The sequence below is a fragment of the Pararhizobium sp. DWP1-1-3 genome (assembly GCF_049896125.1).
GTDB lineage: Bacteria > Pseudomonadota > Alphaproteobacteria > Rhizobiales > Rhizobiaceae > Pararhizobium.
Genome location: NZ_JAFCTR010000002.1, coordinates 390,642 through 411,557, shown reverse-complemented (window position 1 = coordinate 411,557; position 20,916 = coordinate 390,642). Strand labels below are relative to the sequence as shown.

The window sequence follows — 20,916 nt, the reverse complement described above, 5'->3', positions numbered from 1 at the left end:
CCGGCGACACCATGGCAAAAGCGGTAAAAGCGGCGAAGAAGGCAAAACTTGACCGGGATGGCCTGACGGCGCTCGGTCTGGAACGGCTGATCGAGATCGCGCTGGATGAGGCGGCCCTCAACACATCCTTCAAGAAACGGCTGAGCGCGGCGCTTGCCGGCATCAGCGGTGCCGCTGGCGTGGCCAAGCTGATCGACAGCCGCCTGACGGCGCTCGAAAAATCGGGCACGCGCATCCGCTGGCAGAAGGAACGTGCCTTCGGCAACGACCTCGACAGCATTGCGGCCAGCATCGTCAAGGAGTTCGGCGCCGTCGATCCCGGCATGGCGCTGGAAAGGCTGATCCGTTTCGTCTTCGGCTATGAGGGGATCTCCGAGCGCGTCAACGATTCCAGCGGCCGCATCGCCAACATCTATGTCCAGGCCTGCGAGGCGGCCGGGCGTTTGGCACCGCTCGTGCCCGTCGATCAGCAGGCGCGTATCCCGCCCTTGCTGACGCCCGGCCTGCAGGGCATGGACTATCACGGCGTCAAGACGTTGCTGGCGGTGCGGATTGCGGCTGCGCTGTCGCCCAGCGTCCTGAAAGCCTGGGACGAAACCCTGGCTGCGGCCACGAAGATACCGGCCGGAACCACCATTCTGCCGGCCATCGTCCATGTGCGCCGCGCCATTGCCGATGCCCGCAGCGATCTCGATGCCTATGTGGCGATCGAGGAGAGCCTGCCCGAGGCGTTGCGCGAACCGGTCGTGGTCGCCGAGCGGCTCCATACGGCCGGGCGCAACGCCGAAGCACTGATCTGGGTGCGCAAGCCCCGCAAGTCGCGTATCGGCTTTGCCCGCCGTGTCGATATCCTCACCGGCGGGCTAAAACCATTGCCGGACAAGGACAGGATCGAGGCCGCCATTCTCGATGGGATGAAGGACCGTGGCGCTTCGCAAGCCGTGCGCTGGAAGATTTTCGAACAAGGGCTCGATGCCGGGATCTTGCGCGAATATATCGCCAAGGCCGGTGATTTCGAGGAATTCGAGGCGCTGGATAAGGCCTTCGCTTTCGTCGAGCATCACCGCGAACCGCATGCCGCGTTGCGTTTCTATCTGGCCTGGGGGAGGCTCGATCTGGCTGCGCGCTATGTCGTTGCCCGCTGGGGTGTCTGGGAGGGCGAATTCTACGAGTTTCTTCTGCCTGCCGCCGAGGCTTTCGAGGCTGGCGACTATCCGGCAGCGGCTACCGCGCTCTACCGTGCCCTGCTTGATCGCATCATCGGCCGGGGCCTGTCGGAGGCCTATGGATACGGCGCCGATTATCTTGCACGGCTTGCGGCGCTGGCCAAACGCCCCGGCGGCAATGACGGTTTGATGTCGCATGCCGATTATGTCGCGGATCTGCGCAGGCACCATATCCGCAGGCATGGTTTCTGGGACCGCATTCCACCGGAAACCTATCGTTCCCAGTAGGGATCGGGTCCGTAAAGCCCAGCCAGATAATCGATGAACAGCCGCACCTTGGCTGGCAGAAACTGGCGGCTGGGATAAAGCGCCGAGACGAACAGATTGCGGGAGCCTTCCCAGGCGGGCAGGACCTGCACCAGCTTTCCTGATTTCAGGTCGCTGCCGATATCCCAGGTCGAGCGCAATGCGATGCCGGCGCCTGAAAGCACGGCTTCGCGCACCACTTCCGATGAATTGGTGATCAGCCGGCCCTGCGGCTTGAAGCTCATCGAACCCGCCTCGCTTTCCAGCTTCCAGGTGTCGTGATTGTGCTGGCGCAGGCAGATATGCTCGCCGAGATCGTCGATCGTGTCCGGCACGCCGTAGCGCGCGAGATAGGTGGGGGCAGCGCAGAGGATACGCCGCACCGGCACCAGCTTGCGCGCCACCAGCGTCGAATCGCTGAGTTCGCCGATGCGGATGGCAAGGTCGAACCCCTCGGCGACGATGTCGGTGAATTCATCGGAGAGCACGATATTCAAAATGAGATCGGGATGCGCCTCGATGAAGCGGGCGAGATGCGGCGCCACATGCATGCGGCCAAAGGAGGTGGGGGCGGTGATGCGCAACGTGCCCTGCGGCTGGCCGGAGCGGCCGGAAGCAAAGGCCTCGGCTTCCTCGATGCCGGCCATGATCCCCAGCACCCGGTCGTAAAATCCCTGTCCGGCTTCGGTGAGCGATATCTGCCGGGTGGTCCGCTGAAACAGCCGCGTGCCGAGCCGGTCTTCCAGCCGTTTGATGCGTTTGGAAATAACAGCTGGGGAAAAACCCAATGCCCGCCCCGCCGCCGACATACTGCCGGTGGATACGACACGCGTGAACACCTCAAGATCGCCCAGATTTGTCATCAATCTTGACCATTGTTTCGAAAATAGAAAAACTGATTAGCATTTGCTGCGTCATGGTGAAAGTGGTAAAGAAAAAATACCAATCATGCCGCAGGACGACTACGCCGGGAGGCCGATATGCCGGAAACGATTGCCTTTCTGGAGCCGAAACCATCCGTGCTCGCGCGCCGCCATCAGATCGTCGAGGACCTCGCCGATATCCTGCCCGCCGGCTGCCTGATCAGCGAGAAACGCGGGCTTGTCCCGTTCGAGACGGATGCCTTCATCGCCTATCGCCAGGTGCCCCTGGCCGTCGCTCTGCCTGAAACCACGGCGCAGGTGGCGGCCGTGTTGAAATATTGCAGCCGCTACGGCATTCCCGTCGTGCCGCGCGGGGCAGGCACGTCCTTGTCGGGCGGAGCCATTCCGCAAGCCGACGCGGTGGTGATCGGCTTGTCAAAAATGTCGCGCATCCTCGATATCGATTTTGCCAACCGCTCCGCCACGGTGCAGGCGGGTGTCACCAATATCAACATTTCCGAAGCGGTCTCCGCCGATGGCTTCTTTTATGCGCCGGACCCGAGTTCGCAGCTTGCCTGCACCATCGGCGGCAATATCGGCATGAATTCCGGCGGCGCCCATTGCCTGAAATATGGCGTCACCACCAACAATCTTCTGGGCGTCAAGATGGTGCTGTTCGACGGCACGGTGATCGAGCTCGGCGGCAAGGCGCTGGATGCGCCGGGCTATGACCTGCTCGGCCTCGTCTGCGGTTCGGAGGGCCAGCTCGGCATCGTCACCGAGGCGACGGTCCGGTTGCTGGCCAAGCCGGAAGGGACGCGGCCGGTGCTGTTCGGCTTCATGTCGTCGGAGGAGGCTGGGACTTGTGTCGCCGAGGTCATCGGGTCGGGTATCATTCCTGTTGCCATCGAATTCATGGACAAGCCGGCCATCGGCATTTGCGAGGCGTTCGCGCAGGCCGGATATCCGATGGATGTCGAGGCGCTGCTGATCGTCGAAGTCGAGGGATCGGAAGCCGAGATGGAGGCGATGCTCGCCAGCATCATCGACATCGCCCGCCGTCATGGCGTCGCCACCATCCGCGAAAGCCAGTCGGCAACGGAAGCGGCCTTGATCTGGAAAGGCCGCAAATCCGCCTTTGGCGCCACTGGCCGTATCGCCGACTATATCTGCATGGATGGAACCGTGCCGCTCAGCCAGCTTTCCTATGTGCTGAAGAAAACCGCCGAGATCATCGACGGCTACGGCCTGCGCGTCGCCAACGTCTTCCACGCCGGAGACGGCAACATGCATCCGCTGATCCTCTACAATATCAACGATCCGGAAGACGCCGCCCGCGCCGAAGCCGCAGGCAACGATATTCTGAGGCTCTGCGTCGATGCCGGCGGCTGCCTGACGGGCGAGCATGGCGTCGGCATCGAGAAACGCGACCTGATGCTGCACCAGTTCACCCAGATCGATCTGAACCAGCAGATGGCCGCGCGCGCCGCCTTCGATCCGCAATGGATCATGAACCCCTCAAAAGTCTTTCCGCTGGAAGGACGCCCAATCGCATGAGCATGGACTTCGAACCGACATCGGAGATGGAAGCCGCCGATATCATCCGGCAGGCTGCGGGAGCGGGAATGCCGCTGGCGATCACCGGCGGCGGTACACGCTCGGGCTTTGGAAACCGCGTCCGGGCAGAACAGGTGCTCTCGGCGCGAAAACTGTCCGGCATCGTCAGCTACAATCCGGCCGAAATGACGATGAGCGCCAAGGCGGGAACGCCGATGGCCGAGATCGAGGCAGCACTTTTCGGCGATCGGCAGATGCTCGCCTTCGAGCCGATGGATCATCGCGGCGTCATGGGTACCAGCGGCGAGCCGACCATCGGCGGTGTGTTTGCCGCCAACGTCTCCGGCCCGCGCCGCATCACCGCCGGTGCCGCCCGCGATCACCTGCTTGGCATCCGTTTCGTCAACGGCGCGGGCGAAGCGATCAAATCCGGTGGCCGGGTGATGAAAAACGTCACCGGCCTCGATCTGGTCAAGCTGCTCTGCGGCTCGCATGGCACGCTGGGGCTGTTGACTGAAGTCACCTTCAAGGTCCTGCCTCTGCCACCTGCCGCCGCAACCATCGTGGCGTTCGGCCTCGACGATGCGCAGGCCGCCGCTGCCATGGCGCATGCGCTGTCCATGCCGGTCGAAGTGTCGGGTGCCGCCCATCTGACCGAAAGCGTGCGATACCGCTTCATCGGCAGCAGCCATCCGGAGGGCGCCGCGACCGTCCTGCGCCTGGAAGGCCTGCCGGCCTCGGTTTCTGTCCGGGCGGAAAAACTGAAAGCCGCCTTTGCCCAGGTCGCGCCCGCGACGGTGCTTGATCACGAGGCGACGGAAAAGCTCTGGCGGGATATCCGCGATGTCAAACCCTATGCCGACGGCACGCAAAAACCGCTCTGGCGCGTCTCCGTCGCCCCAACCGCCGGTCATCAGCTGGTCGCCGCCCTGCGGCTGCAAACCGGCGTCGACGCCTTTTATGACTGGCAGGGCGGCGTCGTCTGGCTGCGCATGGAAGCCGATGCCGAAGCTGACATGCTGCGCCGGTTTATCAAGGGCATTGGTGGCGGCCATGCAACATTGGTGCGGGCATCCGATGCGGTTCGCGCGGTTACCCCGGCCTTCGAGCCGGAGCCTGCTTTCGTGGCGGCACTGTCGGCGCGGATCAAGGAAAAATTCGATCCCAGAGGGATATTCAATCCGGGGAAGATGGGGTGATGATGCGCATGCGGCCCACCCCCCTCTGTCCCTCCGGGACATCTCCCCCTCAAGGGGGGAGATTGCTCGCCAGCCCCAAGCCCGCCTTACCAAAAGGCCAACTTGGGAAAAGAATGATCTCCCCCCTTGAGGGGGAGATGTCACGGAGTGACAGAGGGGGGCATGCGTCCCCGGATAAGGGGCCAGACATGGGGAATGCCACCTGATGCAGACCAACTTCACCCCCGATCAGCTCACCGATCCGCATGTGGCCGAATCCGAGGGGATCCTGCGCAAATGCGTACATTGCGGCTTCTGCACCGCCACCTGTCCCACCTATGTGACGCTCGGCAACGAGCTCGACAGCCCGCGCGGGCGGATTTATCTGATCAAGGACATGCTGGAAAACGGCCGTCCGGCGGATGAGGAAGTGGTCACCCATATCGACCGCTGCCTGTCCTGCCTGGCCTGCATGACCACCTGTCCGTCCGGCGTCAACTATATGCACCTGGTCGATCACGCCCGCGTCCATATCGAGCAGACCTACAAGCGCCCCTTGAAGGACAGGCTGGTGCGCAGCGTGCTGGCGGCTGTATTGCCCTATCCCGGCCGGTTCCGGCTGGCGCTGAAGGCGGCCCGGCTTGGTCAGCCGCTCGCGGCGGCGATGAAGCGGGTGCCGTTTTTGAAGACCTTCGGCGTCATGCTGGACCTTGCACCCTCAGACATAGCCCCGGCATCCGCAGCATCCGTGCCCGGCATCCGCGCTGCGCAAACCGAAAAACGCGGCCGGGTCGCCATTCTCACCGGCTGCGCCCAGCCGGTGCTGAAACCGGGGATCAACGAGGCGACCATCCGGCTGTTGACGCGGCTCGGCGTCGAGGTCGTGGTGCCGGAAGGCGAGGGCTGTTGCGGCGCGCTGGTGCACCACATGGGCCGCGAGGAACAGGCGCTTGCGGCTGCCCGCCGCAATGTCGATGTCTGGGTGAAGGCTGCGGACACGGGCGGGCTCGATGCCATCATCATCACCGCGTCGGGCTGTGGCACCACTATCAAGGATTACGGCCATATGCTCAGGCTCGATCCGGCCTATGCGCAAAAGGCTGCGCGTGTCTCGGCTCTGGCCAAGGACATTACCGAATATCTGGCGACGCTCGATCTGCCTCGCCAGGAGCCAAAAAACCTGATCGTCGCCTATCATTCGGCCTGCTCGATGCAGCACGGCCAGAAGATCACCCTGGCGCCGAAACTGTTGCTGCGCAATGCCGGCTTCACCGTCCGCGATCCGGCCGAAGGCCATCTCTGTTGCGGCTCGGCCGGTACCTACAACATCCTGCAGCCGGAAATTTCGGCGACGCTCAAAGCGCGCAAGGTGAAGAATATCGAGGCGACCAAGGCCGACATCATCGCCACCGGCAATATCGGCTGCATCACCCAGATCGCCACCGGCACATCCATGCCGATCCTGCACACGGTCGAATTGCTGGACTGGGCCTATGGCGGCGAGCAGCCCGCCGGCATTCCACCCTCCCCTTGAGGGGGAGGGTCGGCGCAAAGCGCCGGGGTGGGGTGATCTGCGGCATGCACAATGGATTGTGGTGTTTGCGGTGGGTCACCCCCACCCGCGGCTGCGCCGCGACCTCCCCCCTCAAGGGGGAGGTAAAAATCCCTCTTCTCCCCGTCGGGGAGAAGGTGGCCCGCAGGCCCGGATGAGGGGGCGGTACGCCCCGGTTTTGCCGAAGCACCCCATCATCGCCTCGCTACATCAGGCACTTCTCCTCGCAGGGGAGAAGAGGGAGATAGACCCTCAGCCGCCGAAGATCGTCCGCAGGAGGTCGACGCCACGGTCATTGTAGGAGACATTGCCCTGCTTGTTGCCGGGGCCGACGACGATGACCTTGGTGCCGATCGAGGCGCGTTCGTAGAGGTGCTCGACATCCTTGTTCATCATGCGGATGCAGCCGGACGACATATTGAGGCCGATCGTCCAGGGCTGGTTGGTGCCATGGATGCGGAAGCCGGAATCGTTGCCGCCCTTGTAGAGATAGAGCGCGCGGGCGCCGAGCGGATTGTCGATGCCGCCTTCCTGGAAGGCCGGAAGGATATGCCCCTTCTTGCGCTCGCGGGCGATCATTTCCTTCGGTGGTGTCCAGCCCGGCCATTCGGCCTTGCGCTGCACCTTGACGACGCCCGACCAGCCAAAGCCTTCGCGGCCGACGCCGATGCCGTAGCGGGTCGCCCGGTTCGGGCCTTCGATATAATAGAGATATTTGTTGTTGGTATCGACGATGATGGTGCCCGGTGCTTCATCCGTGCTCAGCCGAACCTTGGTGCGCCAGAACTTTTGCGCCGGCTTCCGCTCCGTTGCCACCAGCGTGACGTCGGAATTGGCCTTTGCGCCGGGTTCGCCCGGCATGAAAGCCGAGGCGCTTGAGGCGCTAAACGTAACAGCAGCGGCGAATCCAATCGCGGCCATTGTCTGCAAGACATATTTCATAGGCAGTTCCCTCATCCAGTCCCAAGTTGCGAAACGCTATTCAATATCGCGTTTTACGCAAGTCTTATGGGTTCTGGTTAGGGCAAATGTGATCGATCGGGCTGCAACCCAAGGCGCCGCTGTTGCCGAAAGGCCACGGTGCGGCCCTTCGGCGGGTAAGCGGCGGCTTAGATGACGATGACCTTGGTTCCGACCTTCACGCGTTCGTAGAGATCGCTGACGTCTTCATTGCGCATGCGGATGCAGCCCGACGAAACCGCGTAACCGATCGTCCAGGGCGCGTTGGTGCCGTGGATGCGGTAGAGCGTCGAGCCGAGATACATGGCCCGTGCGCCAAGCGGATTTTCCGGGCCGCCACTCATGCTGACCGGCAGAAAGTGCCCCTTGGCCGCCTCGCGGGCGCGCATTTCGGCAGGCGGCGTCCAGTTGGGCCATTCGGCCTTGCGGGTCACCTTGTGGGCGCCGGCCCATTCGAAGCCCGGCTTGCCAACGCCGACGCCGTAGCGCCGCGCCGCGCCGTTGCCGGTGACAAGATAGAGGAACCGGTTGTTGGTATCGATGATGATCGTGCCGGCCTTTTCCTTGCTGTCATAGGCAACGGTCTGCGGCAGGAACTGCGGGTCCAGTTGCCGGGCCGGCCTCTGGGCGCGCGTCATCGCCACCGGTTGGGCAATACTGGCGCCGGAGCGCTGGACGCGCTGCTGGAACAGATACTGTTTTCGGGTGGCGCCCGGCTGCTGAACCGCGATAGGCCGCTGCTGACGATAGACGACGCGCTCCGGTGTGCCGCCGAGTTGGGTTACCCAGGGCGCGGTCAGGTCCGGGCTGATGACAACAGGCGGCCGGTTCTGGTACCGGTCCTGCGCCTCGGCAAGACTGGTCAGCGCAACGAGCAGGGATGTGGCAAGGATCAGGGTTTTCTTCAGCATCGGACGGGCTCACTACCTTTCGCCGGGATCTGTCATAGCTTCGCCGTCCGCGGCTCAGCGGATGACGAGCGGTACGGACGCCAATTAAAGGATTGGCGGAATGGAAAGATCGTGGCACCCGGCAGCAACCGAATGGTAAATGCCGGTTCATTAAAACCCCTTCGCCCGGATAAAGCTTTGGGTAGGGTTATCGGAGGCTTTAGGACTATGGTTGGCAATCGGTAAACGGCAGCGTGGCGCGTTCATGACAGGCAACGGTCGCCGTGGAAGTTGAAACAATTCAGGGAGAATCGCGTGACTGCAAAGGGCATCATCACCGGGGAGGACGGTATCGACCGCTGCGCCTGGCATGCCAATCTGGCGGATTATCAGCGCTACCATGACGACGAGTGGGGCAAGCCGATGGCCGATGATATCCGGCTGTTCGAAAAGATCTGCCTGGAAGGCTTTCAGTCCGGCCTCTCATGGCTGACCATCCTGCGCAAGCGCGAGGCCTTTCGCGCTGCCTTTGCCGGTTTCGATTTCGATGTGGTGGCGACCTTCGGCGATGAGGATATCGTCCGTTGCCTGGGCGACGCCGGCATCGTGCGCCATCGCGGCAAGATCGTTTCGACGATCAACAATGCCAAACGGGCGCAGGAACTGAAGGCCGAGTTTGGTTCGCTGGCGCGCTATTTCTGGAGCCATGAGCCGGGCGGCAACGAGCGGCCGAAGGTGGTCACCTGGGAGGCGATCGCCGCCAACCCCACGACGTCGACCTCGACGCTCATTTCCAAGGACTTGAAAAAGCGCGGCTGGACCTTTGTCGGCCCGACCACGGTCTACGCCTTCATGCAGGCGATGGGCCTGGTCAACGATCATATCGAAGGCTGCTACTGCCGCAGCCGGATCGAAGACCTGCGGAGCGCGTTCGCGCGGCCCTAGACATTGCATCCCGACGGGTGGCAGAGGCCTAAAAGAGATCGTCGGGCATGCCGTGCAGCCGGGTGGTGGGGCGGTTGTTCTGGTAGAGCAGCCCGATGGCGAAGATCACCAGCATGGCGCCGATCACCAGCCATTCCCTGTTGCCCGACATGGCCATGCCGGGAATGATGTTGGAGCCTTGCAGCATCCACAGGCCGCCGAGCAAGATGATGACGATGCCTGCGATATTCTTGAATACCTTCATGACGTCCTCCCACGCACTGGAGGAAATTATGTGCCCAAGGTGGCGTTCGGTCAACATCCGTCAAAAGCACCGCCGGCAGGCGCTGAAGACAAGCACCGGCGGCGCCTCGATCGGCTCAAAGGTGGCCGTTCCGTCAGCGCCCCGGCGTCGAAAAGGCAAAGATACCCTGCATGCGGCCGGTCGCGGCTTCCGCATCGATCGACGATGTTCCGATGCAGAAGAGCGGGCCAGCGGAAGAATCGGTGATATCCGTGCAATAACAGAAGGATGAGGCCGCAGCCGTTGCTTCTTCCAGAATGCTCAGGACGATCTTGCGATGATTTTCCGCGTATCCGCGAATGATATCCAGCAACCCGCAGAGGCTCTGCTCAAGCGCGTGAACACGCTGTGCCATCTCGCCGACAAGGAATATGCCGGTGGAAAGATCGCAGTGCCAGCCCTCGATGACAAAATCATGCCCGGTGAGTTCGGCGATCCACTCTTCGTGGGCGCGCGTGTCCTCGGGAAGGATCGTGCCGAAGCCGGGTTTCACCAATCTGAGCATGCTGTTCCGCTTTTCCATGGCCGCCGGTACGCGGCATTTTCAAGTTTGAGACGTTTTCTGCAGCATGTTGAGGGCGGTCATCAAAAAGCGCTTTACCGGCAGCCGGAAAAGCGCTGTCTCTGATGGTTCGCCGCAGCGTTGCAGTCAGCAGAAATCGGTCTTCATGGTTTTAAAAAATAGTCGACAAAAGCTTTTGCCGAAACCGTGGCAATTGATCATTGACTCTTCCTTTGGCGCATTGAAATTTCCCGTCACAACTCCTGATTTTACAAAAAGTTGCATTGCATGAATCTGATTCGGGGCGAACTGATCGGGCAATTGCAGGCCTACCGGTTGAAGGCCGGGCTGACGCAGGGCGACATTGCCTGGAAACTGGGCTTTTCGCTGCCGACCGTCTCGCGTTGGGAACGGGGCATCTGCACGCCGGACCTGCGCGCCATCGGTGCCATCGTCGATTTCCTGCGGCGTGCTGACGCACATACGGAAAGGGTTCTTTTGCAATCCATCCTGTCGGCCAAGGACAGCCGCAATCTCTGGGAGGGCGAAGATATTCGCTATCTCGCCGGCTCGCGGCAGGAATTCACGGATACGCCGCTGATGCGGGCGATGGTCGGCAAAAGCATCCGCCGTTACATGACCGGGCTCTATCACGATTTCATCGAGGATCAGGCAACCCTTTCGAGCCTCAAATCCGGCGAGCTTGCCAGCATCGATTTCTACGGCGGGGCGGCCATGTCGCTGACCAGCATTCCCGATGGCTTCGTGCAATTCAAGCGAATGAGCTTTCAGTCGGAAGTGAGGGGCATCATCCGCGGCGACACCCATTCGATCCTCATTCCTGCGGCCGAAGCACCCATGGCAGAGGGCGCGATCGTTCACAGCTGGGATACGCTGTCACGGCCGCTTTAGGCCGGTGCCGGCAGCGCAAAGACTTGCCGCCATGGCCTTGATCGGCTAGGGAAAGCGCCAATTCCCATGACGGATCGGGCATGACCGATCGACGCTGAAAGTGTTGCTGCCATGAACGACAAAAAGAAGAAGCCACAGAAGCTGAGAGCCCGGCTGCCGCGCGGTTTTGTCGATCGCTCTGCCGCCGACATCCGCGCCGTCAACGAGATGACCGCAAAGATCCGCGAAGTCTACGAGCGCTATGGCTTCGACCCAGTCGAAACGCCTTTGTTCGAATATACCGATGCGCTCGGAAAATTCCTGCCCGACAGCGACCGCCCGAACGAGGGCGTCTTCTCGCTTCAGGACGATGACGAGCAATGGATGAGCGCCCGCTACGATCTGACGGCGCCGCTCGCCCGCCATGTCGCTGAAAATTTCAACGATATCCAGCTGCCCTACCGCACCTACCGCGCCGGCTACGTCTTCCGCAACGAAAAGCCGGGTCCCGGCCGTTTCCGCCAGTTCATGCAGTTCGATGCCGATACGGTCGGCGCCGCCGGTGTCCAGGCGGATGCCGAAATGTGCATGATGATGGCCGATACGATGGAAGCTTTGGGCATTGCGCGTGGGGATTATGTAATTCGGGTCAACAACCGCAAGGTTCTGGACGGTGTGCTCGAGGCCATCGGCCTGGGTGGCGAAGAGAATGCTGGACGGCGGCTGAATGTGCTGCGGGCGATCGACAAGCTCGATAAGTTCGGCCCGGAAGGCGTCAAGCTGCTGCTCGGAGCGGGCCGTAAGGACGAGAGCGGCGACTTCACCAAGGGTGCGGGGCTGAATGAAGATCAGACAAGCTCTGTCCTCCAGTATCTAGGTTGGAAGTCGATACAATATACGCCGGTCGATGGCTCCGATAACTTCGAGGTGGAGGCGAATACGACGTCAACCAACGAAGAAGTTGTGGAGGGTTTTGCTAAGTCATTTTCAAATGATAACCTGCGTTTTTCCGAGGGTGTTGAAGAGCTTCGGATAATTGCAAAGCTGACCGCCGCAGCTGGGTATGGTCGTGATCGGATACAAATCGACCCCTCGGTCGTCCGTGGCCTCGAATATTACACCGGTCCGGTCTTCGAAGCCGAGCTCCAGTTCGCCGTCACCAACGAAAAGGGCGAAAAGGTCGTGTTCGGCTCGGTCGGCGGCGGTGGCCGGTATGATGGTCTCGTCTCGCGCTTCATGGGCCAGCCGGTTCCGGCAACGGGCTTCTCCATCGGCGTCTCGCGCCTGATGACGGCGCTGAAGAACCTTGGCAAGCTTGGTATGGACGAAGTCGTCGCCCCGGTCGTCGTCTGCGTCATGGACCGCGATATTGAAAGCCTCGGCAAGTACCAGCAATTCACCCAGGCGCTGCGCCATGCCGGCATCCGCGCCGAAATGTACCAGGGCAACAAGAAGAACTTTGGCGACCAGCTGAAATATGCCGACCGCCGCAGCTCACCGCTCGCCATCATCCAGGGCGGCGACGAGCGCGCGCAGGGGGTCGTGCAGATCAAGGACCTGATCGAAGGCAAGCGCCTGTCCGGCGAGATCGAGGACAACACGGCATGGCGCGAAGCCCGCGTGGCGCAGGTCTCGGTGCCGGAAGCAGACCTCGTCGCCAAGGTGCGCGAAATGCTGGCCGAGCAGGCGGAAGACCGGGCGCGCGGCTAAGATGTTTGAGATTGTGTCGGTAATCAGACCCCTCCCCAACCCTCCCCACAAGGGGGAGGGAGTGGTTTCGTGCGCGCGGCCAGTATCAGTCACCACAACAACCGACCGTGAGCTGTCATCGAGAGCGAAGCTTGGTGACGTCTTGCGAACTGTCATTTCCAGAGTTTTGGATATGCAAAACGGCCGGTTCGGCAAATTAACTCCCTCCCCCTTGTGGGGAGGGTTGGGGAGGGGCATTCCCGCACCCACCTGCGTTGCGAGTGTCCCATGCCCCTGATCAACCTCCCAGCCTTTGCCGCTGACCTCTTGGCCGATTTCGAGCGGTTGGGAACGCTGCGTGTCGATACGCCGGTGATCCAGCCGGCCGAGCCGTTCCTCGATATGGCCGGCGAAGACCTGCGCCGCCGTATCTTCATGACCGAGAGCGAGACGGGCAAGAGCCTCTGCCTGCGCCCGGAATTCACCATTCCCGTCTGCCTGCGCCATATCGAGACCGCCACCGGCACGCCGCAGCGCTATTCCTATCTCGGCGAAATCTTTCGCCAGCGGCGGGAAGGGGCGAACGAGTTCTATCAGGCCGGTATCGAGGACCTCGGCGAAACCGATGTGGCGAGCGCCGACGCCCGCGCCATCGGCGATGCCATCGCCATTCTCACCGCACGCCTGCCGGGCAGGACGCTCAATGTGACGCTCGGCGATCAGTCGGTGTTCGAAGCCGTCGTCGCCGCCTGCGGCCTGCCCGCCGGCTGGCAGAAGCGCCTGATCCACGCGTTTGGCAATCCAGCCCAGATCGACACCCTTTTGACGCGGCTCTCCAGCCCGCAGCCGGTCACCGGGCTCAGCGCCGAGATCGAGGCGCTGCTGGCATCCGGCGATGATGCCACGCTGATTGCCCATCTCGATGAGACGATGGAGGCCACCGGCTATTCCACCAATGCCAGCCGCAGCCCGACGGAAATTGCTGCCCGGCTGAAGGAAAAGCGGGCGCTGGAAAAGACCGCGCTCGATGGCCGCACGCTTTCCGTCCTGCGCCAATTCCTGTCGTTGAACATGCCGCTTGCCGATGCACCGGCTGCCCTTTTTGCGTTTGCGGAAAAGTCCGGACTGACGCTTGACGGTGCCCTGTCGCGGTTTGACGCGCGTGTCGCAGCGCTCGGCATTGCCGGTGTCGATGCCAAGGCGCTCACTTACCGCGCCGCCTTCGGCCGCCCGCTCGATTATTACACAGGCATGGTCTTCGAGATCGTCATCGAAGGTTCTTCGGCGGTGTTGGCCGGTGGCGGCCGGTTCGACCGGCTGATGACGCTGCTCGGCGCAAAGCAACGCATTCCGGCCGTCGGCTTCGCACTCTGGCTCGACCGGATGGAACAGGCGCTCGCCAAGCCAAAAGCGGAGGCCGCCCAATGACCATCACCATCGCGCTGCCCTCCAAGGGCCGGATGAAGGACGATGCCTCCGCCATCTTCGAAAAGGCGGGCCTGAAGATCGTCGCCGTCGGCAACGAGCGCTCCTATCGCGGCCGTGTCGAAGGCCTCGACGATGTCGAGATCGCCTTCCTGTCGGCGTCTGAAATCTCCCGCGAAATCGGCGCAGGCTCGATCGATTTCGGCGTCACCGGCGAAGACCTGATCCGCGAAGGACTGTCGGAAGCCGATGCCCGCGTCGAATTCTGCGCCCGGCTCGGCTTCGGCCATGCCGATGTCGTCGTCGCCGTCCCGGAAATCTGGCTCGACGTCGATACCATGGCCGACCTTGGCGATGTCGCCGCCGATTTTCGCGCCCGTCATGGCCGCAGGCTGGCGATCGCCACCAAATACTGGCGCCTGACCCAGCAGTTCTTCTCGTCCCAGCACGGCATCCAGCTCTACCGCATCGTCGAAAGCCTTGGTGCCACCGAAGGCGCACCGGCTTCCGGCTCGGCCGATATCATCGTCGATATCACTTCGACCGGCTCGACGCTGAAAGCCAACCACCTGAAGATCCTCTCGGATGGCATCATGCTGCGATCTGAGGCCTGTCTGGTACGGGCGCGCAAGGTCGAGCACGCGGGCGATCCGCTGGTGGCAAAGATTATCGAGGCGGTACAGAGAGCTGTCGCCTAGCCTTGTGGCCGGATGGCGTCATTCCTTTGGTGTTTGACGCAGAAGCGCCGCGTAATCGCGGCGTCCCGAGAAAACATTGGTGATCCAGACAGTTTGATCGCGAACGATGTAGAGGATCACGGCCTTCCGCTCGAAGGGGACCACACGGATGCCCGGCCCGAGATCATCTCTCGATACGCCGCCAAAGGGGGCATCACCAATTTTTTCACAGCGCTCGAAGACACGATCAGTGAACCGGGCGGCCGTTACCGCATCGAAGCTTGTTTCCAGGACATAGCTGAACAGGTACTCGATATCTTCAACAGCATCGGCGCGATATTCGACCGGGAAGCGCTGCTTCGCGATCAACTGTTATGTTTCGCATAAAGCGCGTCGAGCCGTTCCCGCGCCTGTTTGCCAGTCAAGTTCGGTCGAGGGTCTTCGAGTGAATGCTTCACACGGGCGCGCAGTCCCTCGATCCGCTCTTCATGTTCTTCTTCCAGCCGTAGCCATGTTCGCATCGCTTCGCGGATGACCTCGCTGGTCGAGGCGTGGGAACCGGCTTCGACGCGGCTCTTGATCGCGTCGACCATTTCGGAAGGAAGCGTGATGCTCAGTTTCTCTACCATGAGACAGCTCCAGAGTGTGTCTAAGGGAGGGTAGGATAAAATCCTACCGGACGCAATCTGTACGGCGGCTGTCTCTGTTGCCTGCCTCAAAATGCACCCAAAAATTCCGTTGAGCGCCCTGACATTCTGGACACGACTGTCTTATATTCGAATTCCAACCTCAAGGAGTTCCTTATGGCCGACCTCAGTTCCTTCCCGATCACCACCCGCTGGCCCGCTAAAAACCCGGATATCATTCAGCTCTATTCGCTGCCGACGCCGAATGGTGTGAAGGTTTCGATCGCGCTTGAGGAACTCGGGCTGCCCTATGAGCCGCACCTGATTTCCTTCGGTACAAATGACCAGAAGACGCCGGAATTCCTTTCGCTCAATCCCAATGGCCGCATCCCGGCGATCATCGATCCGAATGGTCCGGGCGGCAAGCCGATCGGCCTGTTCGAGTCCGGCGCCATCCTGATCTATCTCGCCGAAAAGACCGGCAAGCTGATCCCCGCCGATGCGGCCGGACGCTACGAGACGCTGGCATGGGTGATGTTCCAGATGGGCGGCGTCGGGCCGATGTTCGGTCAGTTCGGCCATTTCTTCAAATTCGCCGCCGACAAGGTCGCCAACAATTCCTATCCGATGGAGCGCTATCGCGATGAGGCCAAGCGGCTTCTTGGCGTGCTGGAAGGGCGTCTCGAAGGCCGGCAATGGCTGATGGGCGATCAATATACCATCGCCGATATCACCACCTATTCCTGGATCGAGGGCGCCCGCAAATTCTATGGCGCTGCCGATGTGCTGGAATATGCCAAGTTCCCCAATGTCATGGCCTGGGTTGATCGTGCCCTTGCCCGTCCGGCCGTACAGAAGGGCATGGACATTCCCAAGCGCGACTGATCGCGCGCGCCGCCCAGCATGCACATCGTCCGCCCGAGTTGACGGCGCTCGGGCGGACAGGCTACGTCTGGGGAAAAGAAGCATTCTCGACGGGTGAGCAAACGTGACAGGCAGACTTGTTGTTGTGGGCGGCGGGCAGGCCGCTTTTGCGTTGGTGGCCAAATTGCGGGCCTTGAAGGACGAGCGTCCGATCACGATCGTCGCAGCGGAAGCCAGCCACCCCTATCAACGGCCGCCGCTGTCGAAGAAATACCTGCTGCGCGAAATGGATCTCGACCGGCTGCTCTACCGGCCGGAAAGCTGGTACGCCGAGCACGCTATCGATATCCGCCTTTCCACGTCGGTGACGGCGATCGACCGATCGTCAAAGACAGTCACGCTCAGCGACGGCTCGACGCTGGAGTATGACGTGCTGGCGCTCGCCACCGGCTCGACCCCGCGCAAATTGCCGGCCAGTGCCGGCGGCGATCTCGACGGCGTCTTCGTGGTGCGCGATTTCACCGATGCCGACCGTCTTGCCGAGGAGATGAAGCCCGGCAAACACGCGCTGATCGTCGGTGGCGGCTATATCGGCCTGGAAGCCGCAGCCGTGGCGCGCTCAAGCGGGCTTGACGTGACCGTCATCGAAATGGCCGACCGCATCCTGCAGCGCGTCGCCTCAGTTGCGACCTCCTACCTCGTCAAGGACATTCATACATCACGCGGCGTCGATATCCGCGAGGGCACCGGCCTTGTCCGGCTGATCGGCACCGATGGCCGGGTGACCTCTGCGGAGTTGACCGACGGTTCGACCATCCCGGTCGGTCTGGTGATCGTCGGTATCGGCGTGACGGCCAATGACGCCCTGGCGCATGCCGCCGGTCTGGACGTTGCCAACGGCATTGTCGTCGATGGTTTCGGCCGCACGTCGGATCCGGCCATCCATGCAATGGGCGACTGCGCGGTGCTGCCCTGGAAGGACATCCGCATCCGGCTGGAATCGGTACAGAATGCCGTTGACCAAGCCGAGGCCGTGGCAGCGCTGCTGGCTGGCGGCGAAGCGCCCTATGAGCCCAAACCCTGGTTCTGGTCGGATCAATATGACGTCAAGCTGCAGATCGCCGGCTTTGGCCACGGTCACGACGAGACGGTGGTGCGCAAGGGACAGCGCGAAGGCAGTATTTCGGTCTGGTATTTCACGGCCGGCAAGCTGGTCGCCGTCGATGCGCTCAACGATGCCAAGGCCTATGTCACCGGCAAAAAGCTGCTGGATCTCGGCCTGACGCCGGACCGGGCTCTGCTCGAGGACCCGCAGACCGATTTGAAGACGCTTCTGCCGTAGCGGCCAAGCGCCCGCCTACCGCCTGCTTCTATTGATGGTGGGCGAAGGCGTGCCTGCGTGCCTCCAGCTGGAAGCGCGGAAAGAAGAACACGCCGGTAATCGAGCCTGAATAGCGTTGTTCCAGCCCCGTCGATTCGCCGATGCAGAAAACCGGCTGTTTCTGACCGGACGGCAGGATGATCGTCGTCGAAAAGCAGAAGGACGAGGACGTCGTTGCTGCCTGCTCGAAAAGAGCCAGCACGTGATTGCGGTCGGTGGTGTCATAGCAGCGGACCAGATTGAGCAAGCCGCATTCGGCCTGATTGAGGCCATGCATGGCAGCCGCACTTTCGCCAAGACGAAACAGGCCGTTCGACAGGTCGCCCGACCAGCCTTCGGAAAAGCAGAATTGACCGAGCATCTCCAGCCCGCTTTCGCCATGGGCAAAGGAATCAGCGCTCGCTGGCTGTGCTAGGCCTGTTCTTGCAATCTTAAACAAGGCGGACCCCGGTATGGTCACAAAATCCAAAATTCATTCGTCTGTTCCCGTAAGTGTTCACAAGAAACAATTTCTACTTCTCAACAGGATCGGGCGACGCGGCAAATATATGGCGAGGCGTGGTTCGCTGTAAAAAAATAGAAAGCTCAATTTTCTAGTCTTGGGCACGTGCGTCGGCAAGACGAAACAAATTGTATGCGAGGAAAATCTATAGGCTTTGTGATCTGGAATCAAAAGGATGTTGGGCAAACGGTTAATACGGAAAAGTTGAACTATCTTATTGTCAATTCGTCCGAGTTCTTGATCCCTGTGAATCTGTGGTTCACTTGGAGCGCTGTTATAATTGCTTTTTCTCGCGCTTCAATGGTGTTCGAGAAATATTTTGTGATCCGAGATAAATATTCCCGATTGCAGCGATTTGGCCGAAGTACAATCAGAGCATGATCCGCAGAGCTCGGCAATAAGCCTGAGAGCTTTTCATGGAGATCGTCGAGGGGAAACGAAAAAGGGCAGACCTCGCGGCCTGCCCCTTCCCAATCCGGAAACCCGTATGGTCGTCATTCGTAATAAGGCAAACGCCTTATTACATCATGCCGCCCATGCCGCCCATGCCACCCATGTCAGGCATGCCGCCGCCAGCCGAATCCTTCTTCGGCAGTTCGGCAATCATGGCTTCCGTGGTGATCAGCAGCGAAGCAACCGAAGCTGCGTTCTGCAGGGCCGTACGGACAACCTTGACCGGATCGACGATACCCATGGCGATCATGTCGCCGAATTCGCCGGTCTGGGCGTTGTAGCCGAAGTTGTCGGTGTTGCTTTCGAGGATCTTGCCGACGATGATCGAACCTTCGTCGCCTGCGTTTTCAGCAATCTGGCGAACCAGCGACTGAAGTGCCTTGCGGATGATCGAGATACCAGCGGTCTGATCGTCGTTTGCGCCCTTGAGATCGAGAACGATCGAAGCACGCAGCAGAGCCGTACCACCACCAGGAACGATACCTTCCTGAACGGCAGCACGCGTTGCGTTCAGCGCGTCGTCGATACGGTCCTTCTTTTCCTTCACTTCGATTTCAGTCGCACCGCCAACGCGGATGACTGCAACGCCGCCAGCGAGCTTGGCAAGACGTTCCTGCAGCTTTTCGCGGTCGTAATCGGATGTGGTTTCTTCGATCTGGCCCTTGATCTGAGCAACGCGGCCTTCGATTTCGGCCTTCTTGCCAGCGCCATCAACGATGGTGGTGTTTTCCTTGGAGATCGAAACCTTCTTCGCACGGCCGAGCATTTCGAGCGTGACGTTTTCCAGCTTGATGCCGATGTCTTCGGAGATAACCTGACCACCGGTCAGGATCGCGATGTCTTCGAGCATGGCCTTGCGGCGATCGCCGAAGCCAGGAGCCTTGACGGCAGCGATCTTCAGGCCGCCACGCAGCTTGTTGACCACGAGCGTAGCAAGCGCTTCGCCTTCGACGTCTTCCGAGATGATCAGCAGCGGCTTGCCGGTCTGAACGACGGCTTCCAGAACCGGAAGCATGGCCTGCAGGTTGGAGAGCTTCTTCTCATGGAGAAGGATGTAAGCGTCTTCCAGCTCGGCAACCATCTTTTCAGGGTTGGTTACGAAGTAAGGGCTGAGATAGCCGCGGTCGAACTGCATGCCTTCGACGACTTCGAGTTCGGTTTCGGCGGTCTTGGCTTCTTCAACCGTGATGACGCCTTCATTGCCGACCTTCTGCATCGCTTCAGCGATGTACTGGCCGATTTCCTTTTCGCCGTTGGCGGAGATCGTGCCGACCTGGGCCACTTCTTCCGAAGTGTTGATCTTCTTTGCCTTGGCAACGAGGTCCTTGACGATGGCTGCGACTGCGAGGTCGATGCCGCGCTTCAGGTCCATCGGGTTCATGCCGGCAGCAACGGCCTTGCCGCCTTCGCGAACGATGGCCTGGGCGAGAACGGTTGCAGTCGTGGTACCGTCACCGGCGATGTCGTTGGTCTTCGAAGCAACTTCGCGGACCATCTGGGCGCCCATGTTTTCGAACTTGTCTTCCAGTTCGATTTCCTTGGCGACGGAAACGCCATCCTTGGTGATGCGCGGTGCGCCGAAGGACTTGTCGATGATGACGTTGCGGCCCTTCGGACCGAGCGTAACCTTCACTGCGTCTGCGAGGATGTCGACGCCGCGCAGCATCTTTTCGCGCGCGGTACGGCCGAACTTAATTTCTTTGGCTGCCATGTTAAAAACTCCCGGGCTGGTGCCCAATTGGTTTTATGGAAAGTGGAAAGGTGGAAACCGGCTGGATCAGCCGATAACGCCCATGATGTCGGCTTCCTTCATGATCAGAAGGTCTTCGCCGTTGAGCTTGACTTCGGTGCCCGACCACTTGCCGAACAGGATGCGATCGCCAGCCTTAACGTCGAGCGCGATGAGAGCGCCCTTGTCGTCACGGGTGCCGGTGCCGACAGCGACGATTTCGCCTTCCTGCGGCTTTTCCTTGGCGGTGTCCGGAATGATGATGCCACCCTTGGTCTTGGCTTCGGCCTCGATACGGCGCACGACGACGCGGTCATGCAGCGGGCGGAAATTGGTGCTTGTCATTGTCTAATCCCTCGATCAAATGACTTCACGGATCGTCTTCGCGATCCGATGGATGGATGTTAGCACTCCTATTGCTTGAGTGCTAGCGGCCTGGAGATAGGGGTGGCCGCGAGATGAGTCAAGAACGGCCTG

General features: G+C 61.0%; 21 protein-coding genes. 11 read left to right on the top strand and 10 right to left on the bottom strand.

Features of this window, described 5'->3' with window-relative positions; genetic code table 11:
- Positions 1–11 precede the first annotated feature (11 nt).
- Positions 12–1,454: a DUF6880 family protein gene (locus tag ACP7BS_RS06560; protein WP_426237076.1), complete on the top strand. Its 1,443-nt coding sequence runs from the start codon at positions 12–14 to the stop codon at positions 1,452–1,454.
- On the opposite strand, the gene ACP7BS_RS06555 is transcribed toward ACP7BS_RS06560, so the two are convergent.
- Positions 1,439–2,335: a LysR family transcriptional regulator gene (locus tag ACP7BS_RS06555; protein WP_426228971.1), complete on the bottom strand. Its 897-nt coding sequence runs from the start codon at positions 2,333–2,335 to the stop codon at positions 1,439–1,441. The genes ACP7BS_RS06560 and ACP7BS_RS06555 overlap by 16 nt on opposite strands.
- Positions 2,336–2,452: 117 nt before the next feature.
- Here ACP7BS_RS06555 and ACP7BS_RS06550 point away from each other — a divergent pair, with 117 nt between their 5' ends.
- The 3 genes from ACP7BS_RS06550 to glcF all read left to right on the top strand — a co-directional run bounded on the left by ACP7BS_RS06550 (position 2,453) and on the right by glcF (position 6,604).
- Positions 2,453–3,892 carry an FAD-binding oxidoreductase gene (locus ACP7BS_RS06550; RefSeq protein ID WP_426237075.1) on the top strand — a complete coding sequence of 480 codons (1,440 nt, stop codon included), beginning with the start codon at positions 2,453–2,455 and terminating at the stop codon, positions 3,890–3,892.
- On the top strand, positions 3,889–5,091 hold the full coding sequence (gene glcE, locus ACP7BS_RS06545) for a glycolate oxidase subunit GlcE (protein ID WP_426237073.1): 1,203 nt from the start codon (positions 3,889–3,891) through the stop codon (positions 5,089–5,091). Before ACP7BS_RS06550 ends, glcE begins: the two co-directional genes overlap by 4 nt.
- Positions 5,092–5,296: 205 nt before the next feature.
- Entirely contained in the window at positions 5,297–6,604 is a 1,308-nt protein-coding gene (gene glcF, locus ACP7BS_RS06540; RefSeq protein WP_426237071.1) for a glycolate oxidase subunit GlcF, read from the top strand.
- 270 nt (positions 6,605–6,874) lie between these two features.
- Here glcF and ACP7BS_RS06535 read toward each other — a convergent pair whose 3' ends face one another.
- Positions 6,875–7,564, bottom strand: coding sequence for a L,D-transpeptidase (locus tag ACP7BS_RS06535; RefSeq protein WP_426228967.1), 690 nt, complete (start codon positions 7,562–7,564; stop codon positions 6,875–6,877).
- Between the two features lie 167 nt (positions 7,565–7,731).
- Entirely contained in the window at positions 7,732–8,493 is a 762-nt protein-coding gene (locus tag ACP7BS_RS06530; RefSeq protein WP_426237069.1) for a L,D-transpeptidase, read from the bottom strand.
- Between the two features lie 294 nt (positions 8,494–8,787).
- Between ACP7BS_RS06530 and ACP7BS_RS06525 the strand changes: the two genes are divergently transcribed.
- Positions 8,788–9,417, top strand: a complete 630-nt coding sequence (locus ACP7BS_RS06525; RefSeq protein ID WP_426237067.1) for a DNA-3-methyladenine glycosylase I — start codon at positions 8,788–8,790, stop codon at positions 9,415–9,417.
- A gap of 28 nt (positions 9,418–9,445) precedes the next feature.
- Here ACP7BS_RS06525 and ACP7BS_RS06520 read toward each other — a convergent pair whose 3' ends face one another.
- Positions 9,446–9,661, bottom strand: a complete 216-nt coding sequence (locus ACP7BS_RS06520; protein ID WP_426125269.1) for a hypothetical protein — start codon at positions 9,659–9,661, stop codon at positions 9,446–9,448.
- Between the two features lie 133 nt (positions 9,662–9,794).
- Complete coding sequence (locus tag ACP7BS_RS06515; protein WP_426237065.1) at positions 9,795–10,205, bottom strand: hypothetical protein; 411 nt, start codon at positions 10,203–10,205, stop codon at positions 9,795–9,797.
- A gap of 285 nt (positions 10,206–10,490) precedes the next feature.
- Between ACP7BS_RS06515 and ACP7BS_RS06510 the strand changes: the two genes are divergently transcribed.
- The 4 genes from ACP7BS_RS06510 (at position 10,491) to hisG (ending at position 14,905) form a co-directional block, all read left to right on the top strand.
- Positions 10,491–11,114, top strand: coding sequence for a helix-turn-helix domain-containing protein (locus ACP7BS_RS06510; protein WP_426237063.1), 624 nt, complete (start codon positions 10,491–10,493; stop codon positions 11,112–11,114).
- A 111-nt stretch (positions 11,115–11,225) separates the two neighbouring features.
- Positions 11,226–12,803 carry a histidine--tRNA ligase gene (gene hisS, locus ACP7BS_RS06505; RefSeq protein ID WP_426237061.1) on the top strand — a complete coding sequence of 526 codons (1,578 nt, stop codon included), beginning with the start codon at positions 11,226–11,228 and terminating at the stop codon, positions 12,801–12,803.
- Positions 12,804–13,070: 267 nt separating this feature from the next.
- Complete coding sequence (locus ACP7BS_RS06500; protein ID WP_426237059.1) at positions 13,071–14,210, top strand: ATP phosphoribosyltransferase regulatory subunit; 1,140 nt, start codon at positions 13,071–13,073, stop codon at positions 14,208–14,210.
- Complete coding sequence (gene hisG, locus ACP7BS_RS06495) at positions 14,207–14,905, top strand: ATP phosphoribosyltransferase (RefSeq protein WP_426237057.1); 699 nt, start codon at positions 14,207–14,209, stop codon at positions 14,903–14,905. Before ACP7BS_RS06500 ends, hisG begins: the two co-directional genes overlap by 4 nt.
- 18 nt (positions 14,906–14,923) lie before the next feature.
- On the opposite strand, the gene ACP7BS_RS06490 is transcribed toward hisG, so the two are convergent.
- Entirely contained in the window at positions 14,924–15,253 is a 330-nt protein-coding gene (locus ACP7BS_RS06490; RefSeq protein WP_426237055.1) for a type II toxin-antitoxin system RelE/ParE family toxin, read from the bottom strand.
- Positions 15,250–15,513 (bottom strand): ribbon-helix-helix domain-containing protein, encoded by a 264-nt coding sequence (locus ACP7BS_RS06485; protein WP_426237053.1) that lies wholly within the window; start codon positions 15,511–15,513, stop codon positions 15,250–15,252. The genes ACP7BS_RS06490 and ACP7BS_RS06485 overlap by 4 nt, the downstream gene beginning before the upstream one ends.
- A gap of 174 nt (positions 15,514–15,687) precedes the next feature.
- Between ACP7BS_RS06485 and ACP7BS_RS06480 the strand changes: the two genes are divergently transcribed.
- Both ACP7BS_RS06480 and ACP7BS_RS06475 read left to right on the top strand, forming a co-directional pair.
- Positions 15,688–16,395 carry a glutathione binding-like protein gene (locus ACP7BS_RS06480; protein ID WP_426228956.1) on the top strand — a complete coding sequence of 236 codons (708 nt, stop codon included), beginning with the start codon at positions 15,688–15,690 and terminating at the stop codon, positions 16,393–16,395.
- Between the two features lie 103 nt (positions 16,396–16,498).
- The gene (locus ACP7BS_RS06475; protein WP_426237051.1) at positions 16,499–17,716 is read left to right on the top strand and encodes an NAD(P)/FAD-dependent oxidoreductase; all 1,218 of its coding nucleotides are present in this window, start codon (positions 16,499–16,501) and stop codon (positions 17,714–17,716) included.
- 28 nt (positions 17,717–17,744) lie between these two features.
- Here ACP7BS_RS06475 and ACP7BS_RS06470 read toward each other — a convergent pair whose 3' ends face one another.
- The 3 genes from ACP7BS_RS06470 to groES all read right to left on the bottom strand — a co-directional run bounded on the left by ACP7BS_RS06470 (position 17,745) and on the right by groES (position 20,784).
- On the bottom strand, positions 17,745–18,194 hold the full coding sequence (locus ACP7BS_RS06470; protein WP_426228954.1) for a hypothetical protein: 450 nt from the start codon (positions 18,192–18,194) through the stop codon (positions 17,745–17,747).
- Between the two features lie 583 nt (positions 18,195–18,777).
- On the bottom strand, positions 18,778–20,421 hold the full coding sequence (gene groL, locus ACP7BS_RS06465) for a chaperonin GroEL (RefSeq protein ID WP_113316572.1): 1,644 nt from the start codon (positions 20,419–20,421) through the stop codon (positions 18,778–18,780).
- A gap of 66 nt (positions 20,422–20,487) precedes the next feature.
- Entirely contained in the window at positions 20,488–20,784 is a 297-nt protein-coding gene (gene groES / locus ACP7BS_RS06460; RefSeq protein ID WP_275789194.1) for a co-chaperone GroES, read from the bottom strand.
- Positions 20,785–20,916 lie beyond the last annotated feature (132 nt).

What these genes read in the sequence shown, in the direction of transcription:
- groES (WP_275789194.1), bottom strand. Translation starts at nt 20,784, where the DNA reads ATGACAAGCACCAATTTCCGCCCGCTGCATGACCGCGTCGTCGTGCGC.
- ACP7BS_RS06500 (WP_426237059.1), top strand. Translation starts at nt 13,071, where the DNA reads ATGCCCCTGATCAACCTCCCAGCCTTTGCCGCTGACCTCTTGGCCGAT.
- ACP7BS_RS06555 (WP_426228971.1), bottom strand. Translation starts at nt 2,335, where the DNA reads ATGACAAATCTGGGCGATCTTGAGGTGTTCACGCGTGTCGTATCCACC.
- glcE (WP_426237073.1), top strand. Translation starts at nt 3,889, where the DNA reads ATGAGCATGGACTTCGAACCGACATCGGAGATGGAAGCCGCCGATATC.
- ACP7BS_RS06530 (WP_426237069.1), bottom strand. Translation starts at nt 8,493, where the DNA reads ATGCTGAAGAAAACCCTGATCCTTGCCACATCCCTGCTCGTTGCGCTG.
- groL (WP_113316572.1), bottom strand. Translation starts at nt 20,421, where the DNA reads ATGGCAGCCAAAGAAATTAAGTTCGGCCGTACCGCGCGCGAAAAGATG.
- hisS (WP_426237061.1), top strand. Translation starts at nt 11,226, where the DNA reads ATGAACGACAAAAAGAAGAAGCCACAGAAGCTGAGAGCCCGGCTGCCG.
- ACP7BS_RS06485 (WP_426237053.1), bottom strand. Translation starts at nt 15,513, where the DNA reads ATGGTAGAGAAACTGAGCATCACGCTTCCTTCCGAAATGGTCGACGCG.
- hisG (WP_426237057.1), top strand. Translation starts at nt 14,207, where the DNA reads ATGACCATCACCATCGCGCTGCCCTCCAAGGGCCGGATGAAGGACGAT.
- ACP7BS_RS06520 (WP_426125269.1), bottom strand. Translation starts at nt 9,661, where the DNA reads ATGAAGGTATTCAAGAATATCGCAGGCATCGTCATCATCTTGCTCGGC.
- ACP7BS_RS06535 (WP_426228967.1), bottom strand. Translation starts at nt 7,564, where the DNA reads ATGAAATATGTCTTGCAGACAATGGCCGCGATTGGATTCGCCGCTGCT.
- ACP7BS_RS06515 (WP_426237065.1), bottom strand. Translation starts at nt 10,205, where the DNA reads ATGCTCAGATTGGTGAAACCCGGCTTCGGCACGATCCTTCCCGAGGAC.
- ACP7BS_RS06550 (WP_426237075.1), top strand. Translation starts at nt 2,453, where the DNA reads ATGCCGGAAACGATTGCCTTTCTGGAGCCGAAACCATCCGTGCTCGCG.
- ACP7BS_RS06510 (WP_426237063.1), top strand. Translation starts at nt 10,491, where the DNA reads ATGAATCTGATTCGGGGCGAACTGATCGGGCAATTGCAGGCCTACCGG.
- ACP7BS_RS06480 (WP_426228956.1), top strand. Translation starts at nt 15,688, where the DNA reads ATGGCCGACCTCAGTTCCTTCCCGATCACCACCCGCTGGCCCGCTAAA.
- ACP7BS_RS06560 (WP_426237076.1), top strand. Translation starts at nt 12, where the DNA reads ATGGCAAAAGCGGTAAAAGCGGCGAAGAAGGCAAAACTTGACCGGGAT.
- glcF (WP_426237071.1), top strand. Translation starts at nt 5,297, where the DNA reads ATGCAGACCAACTTCACCCCCGATCAGCTCACCGATCCGCATGTGGCC.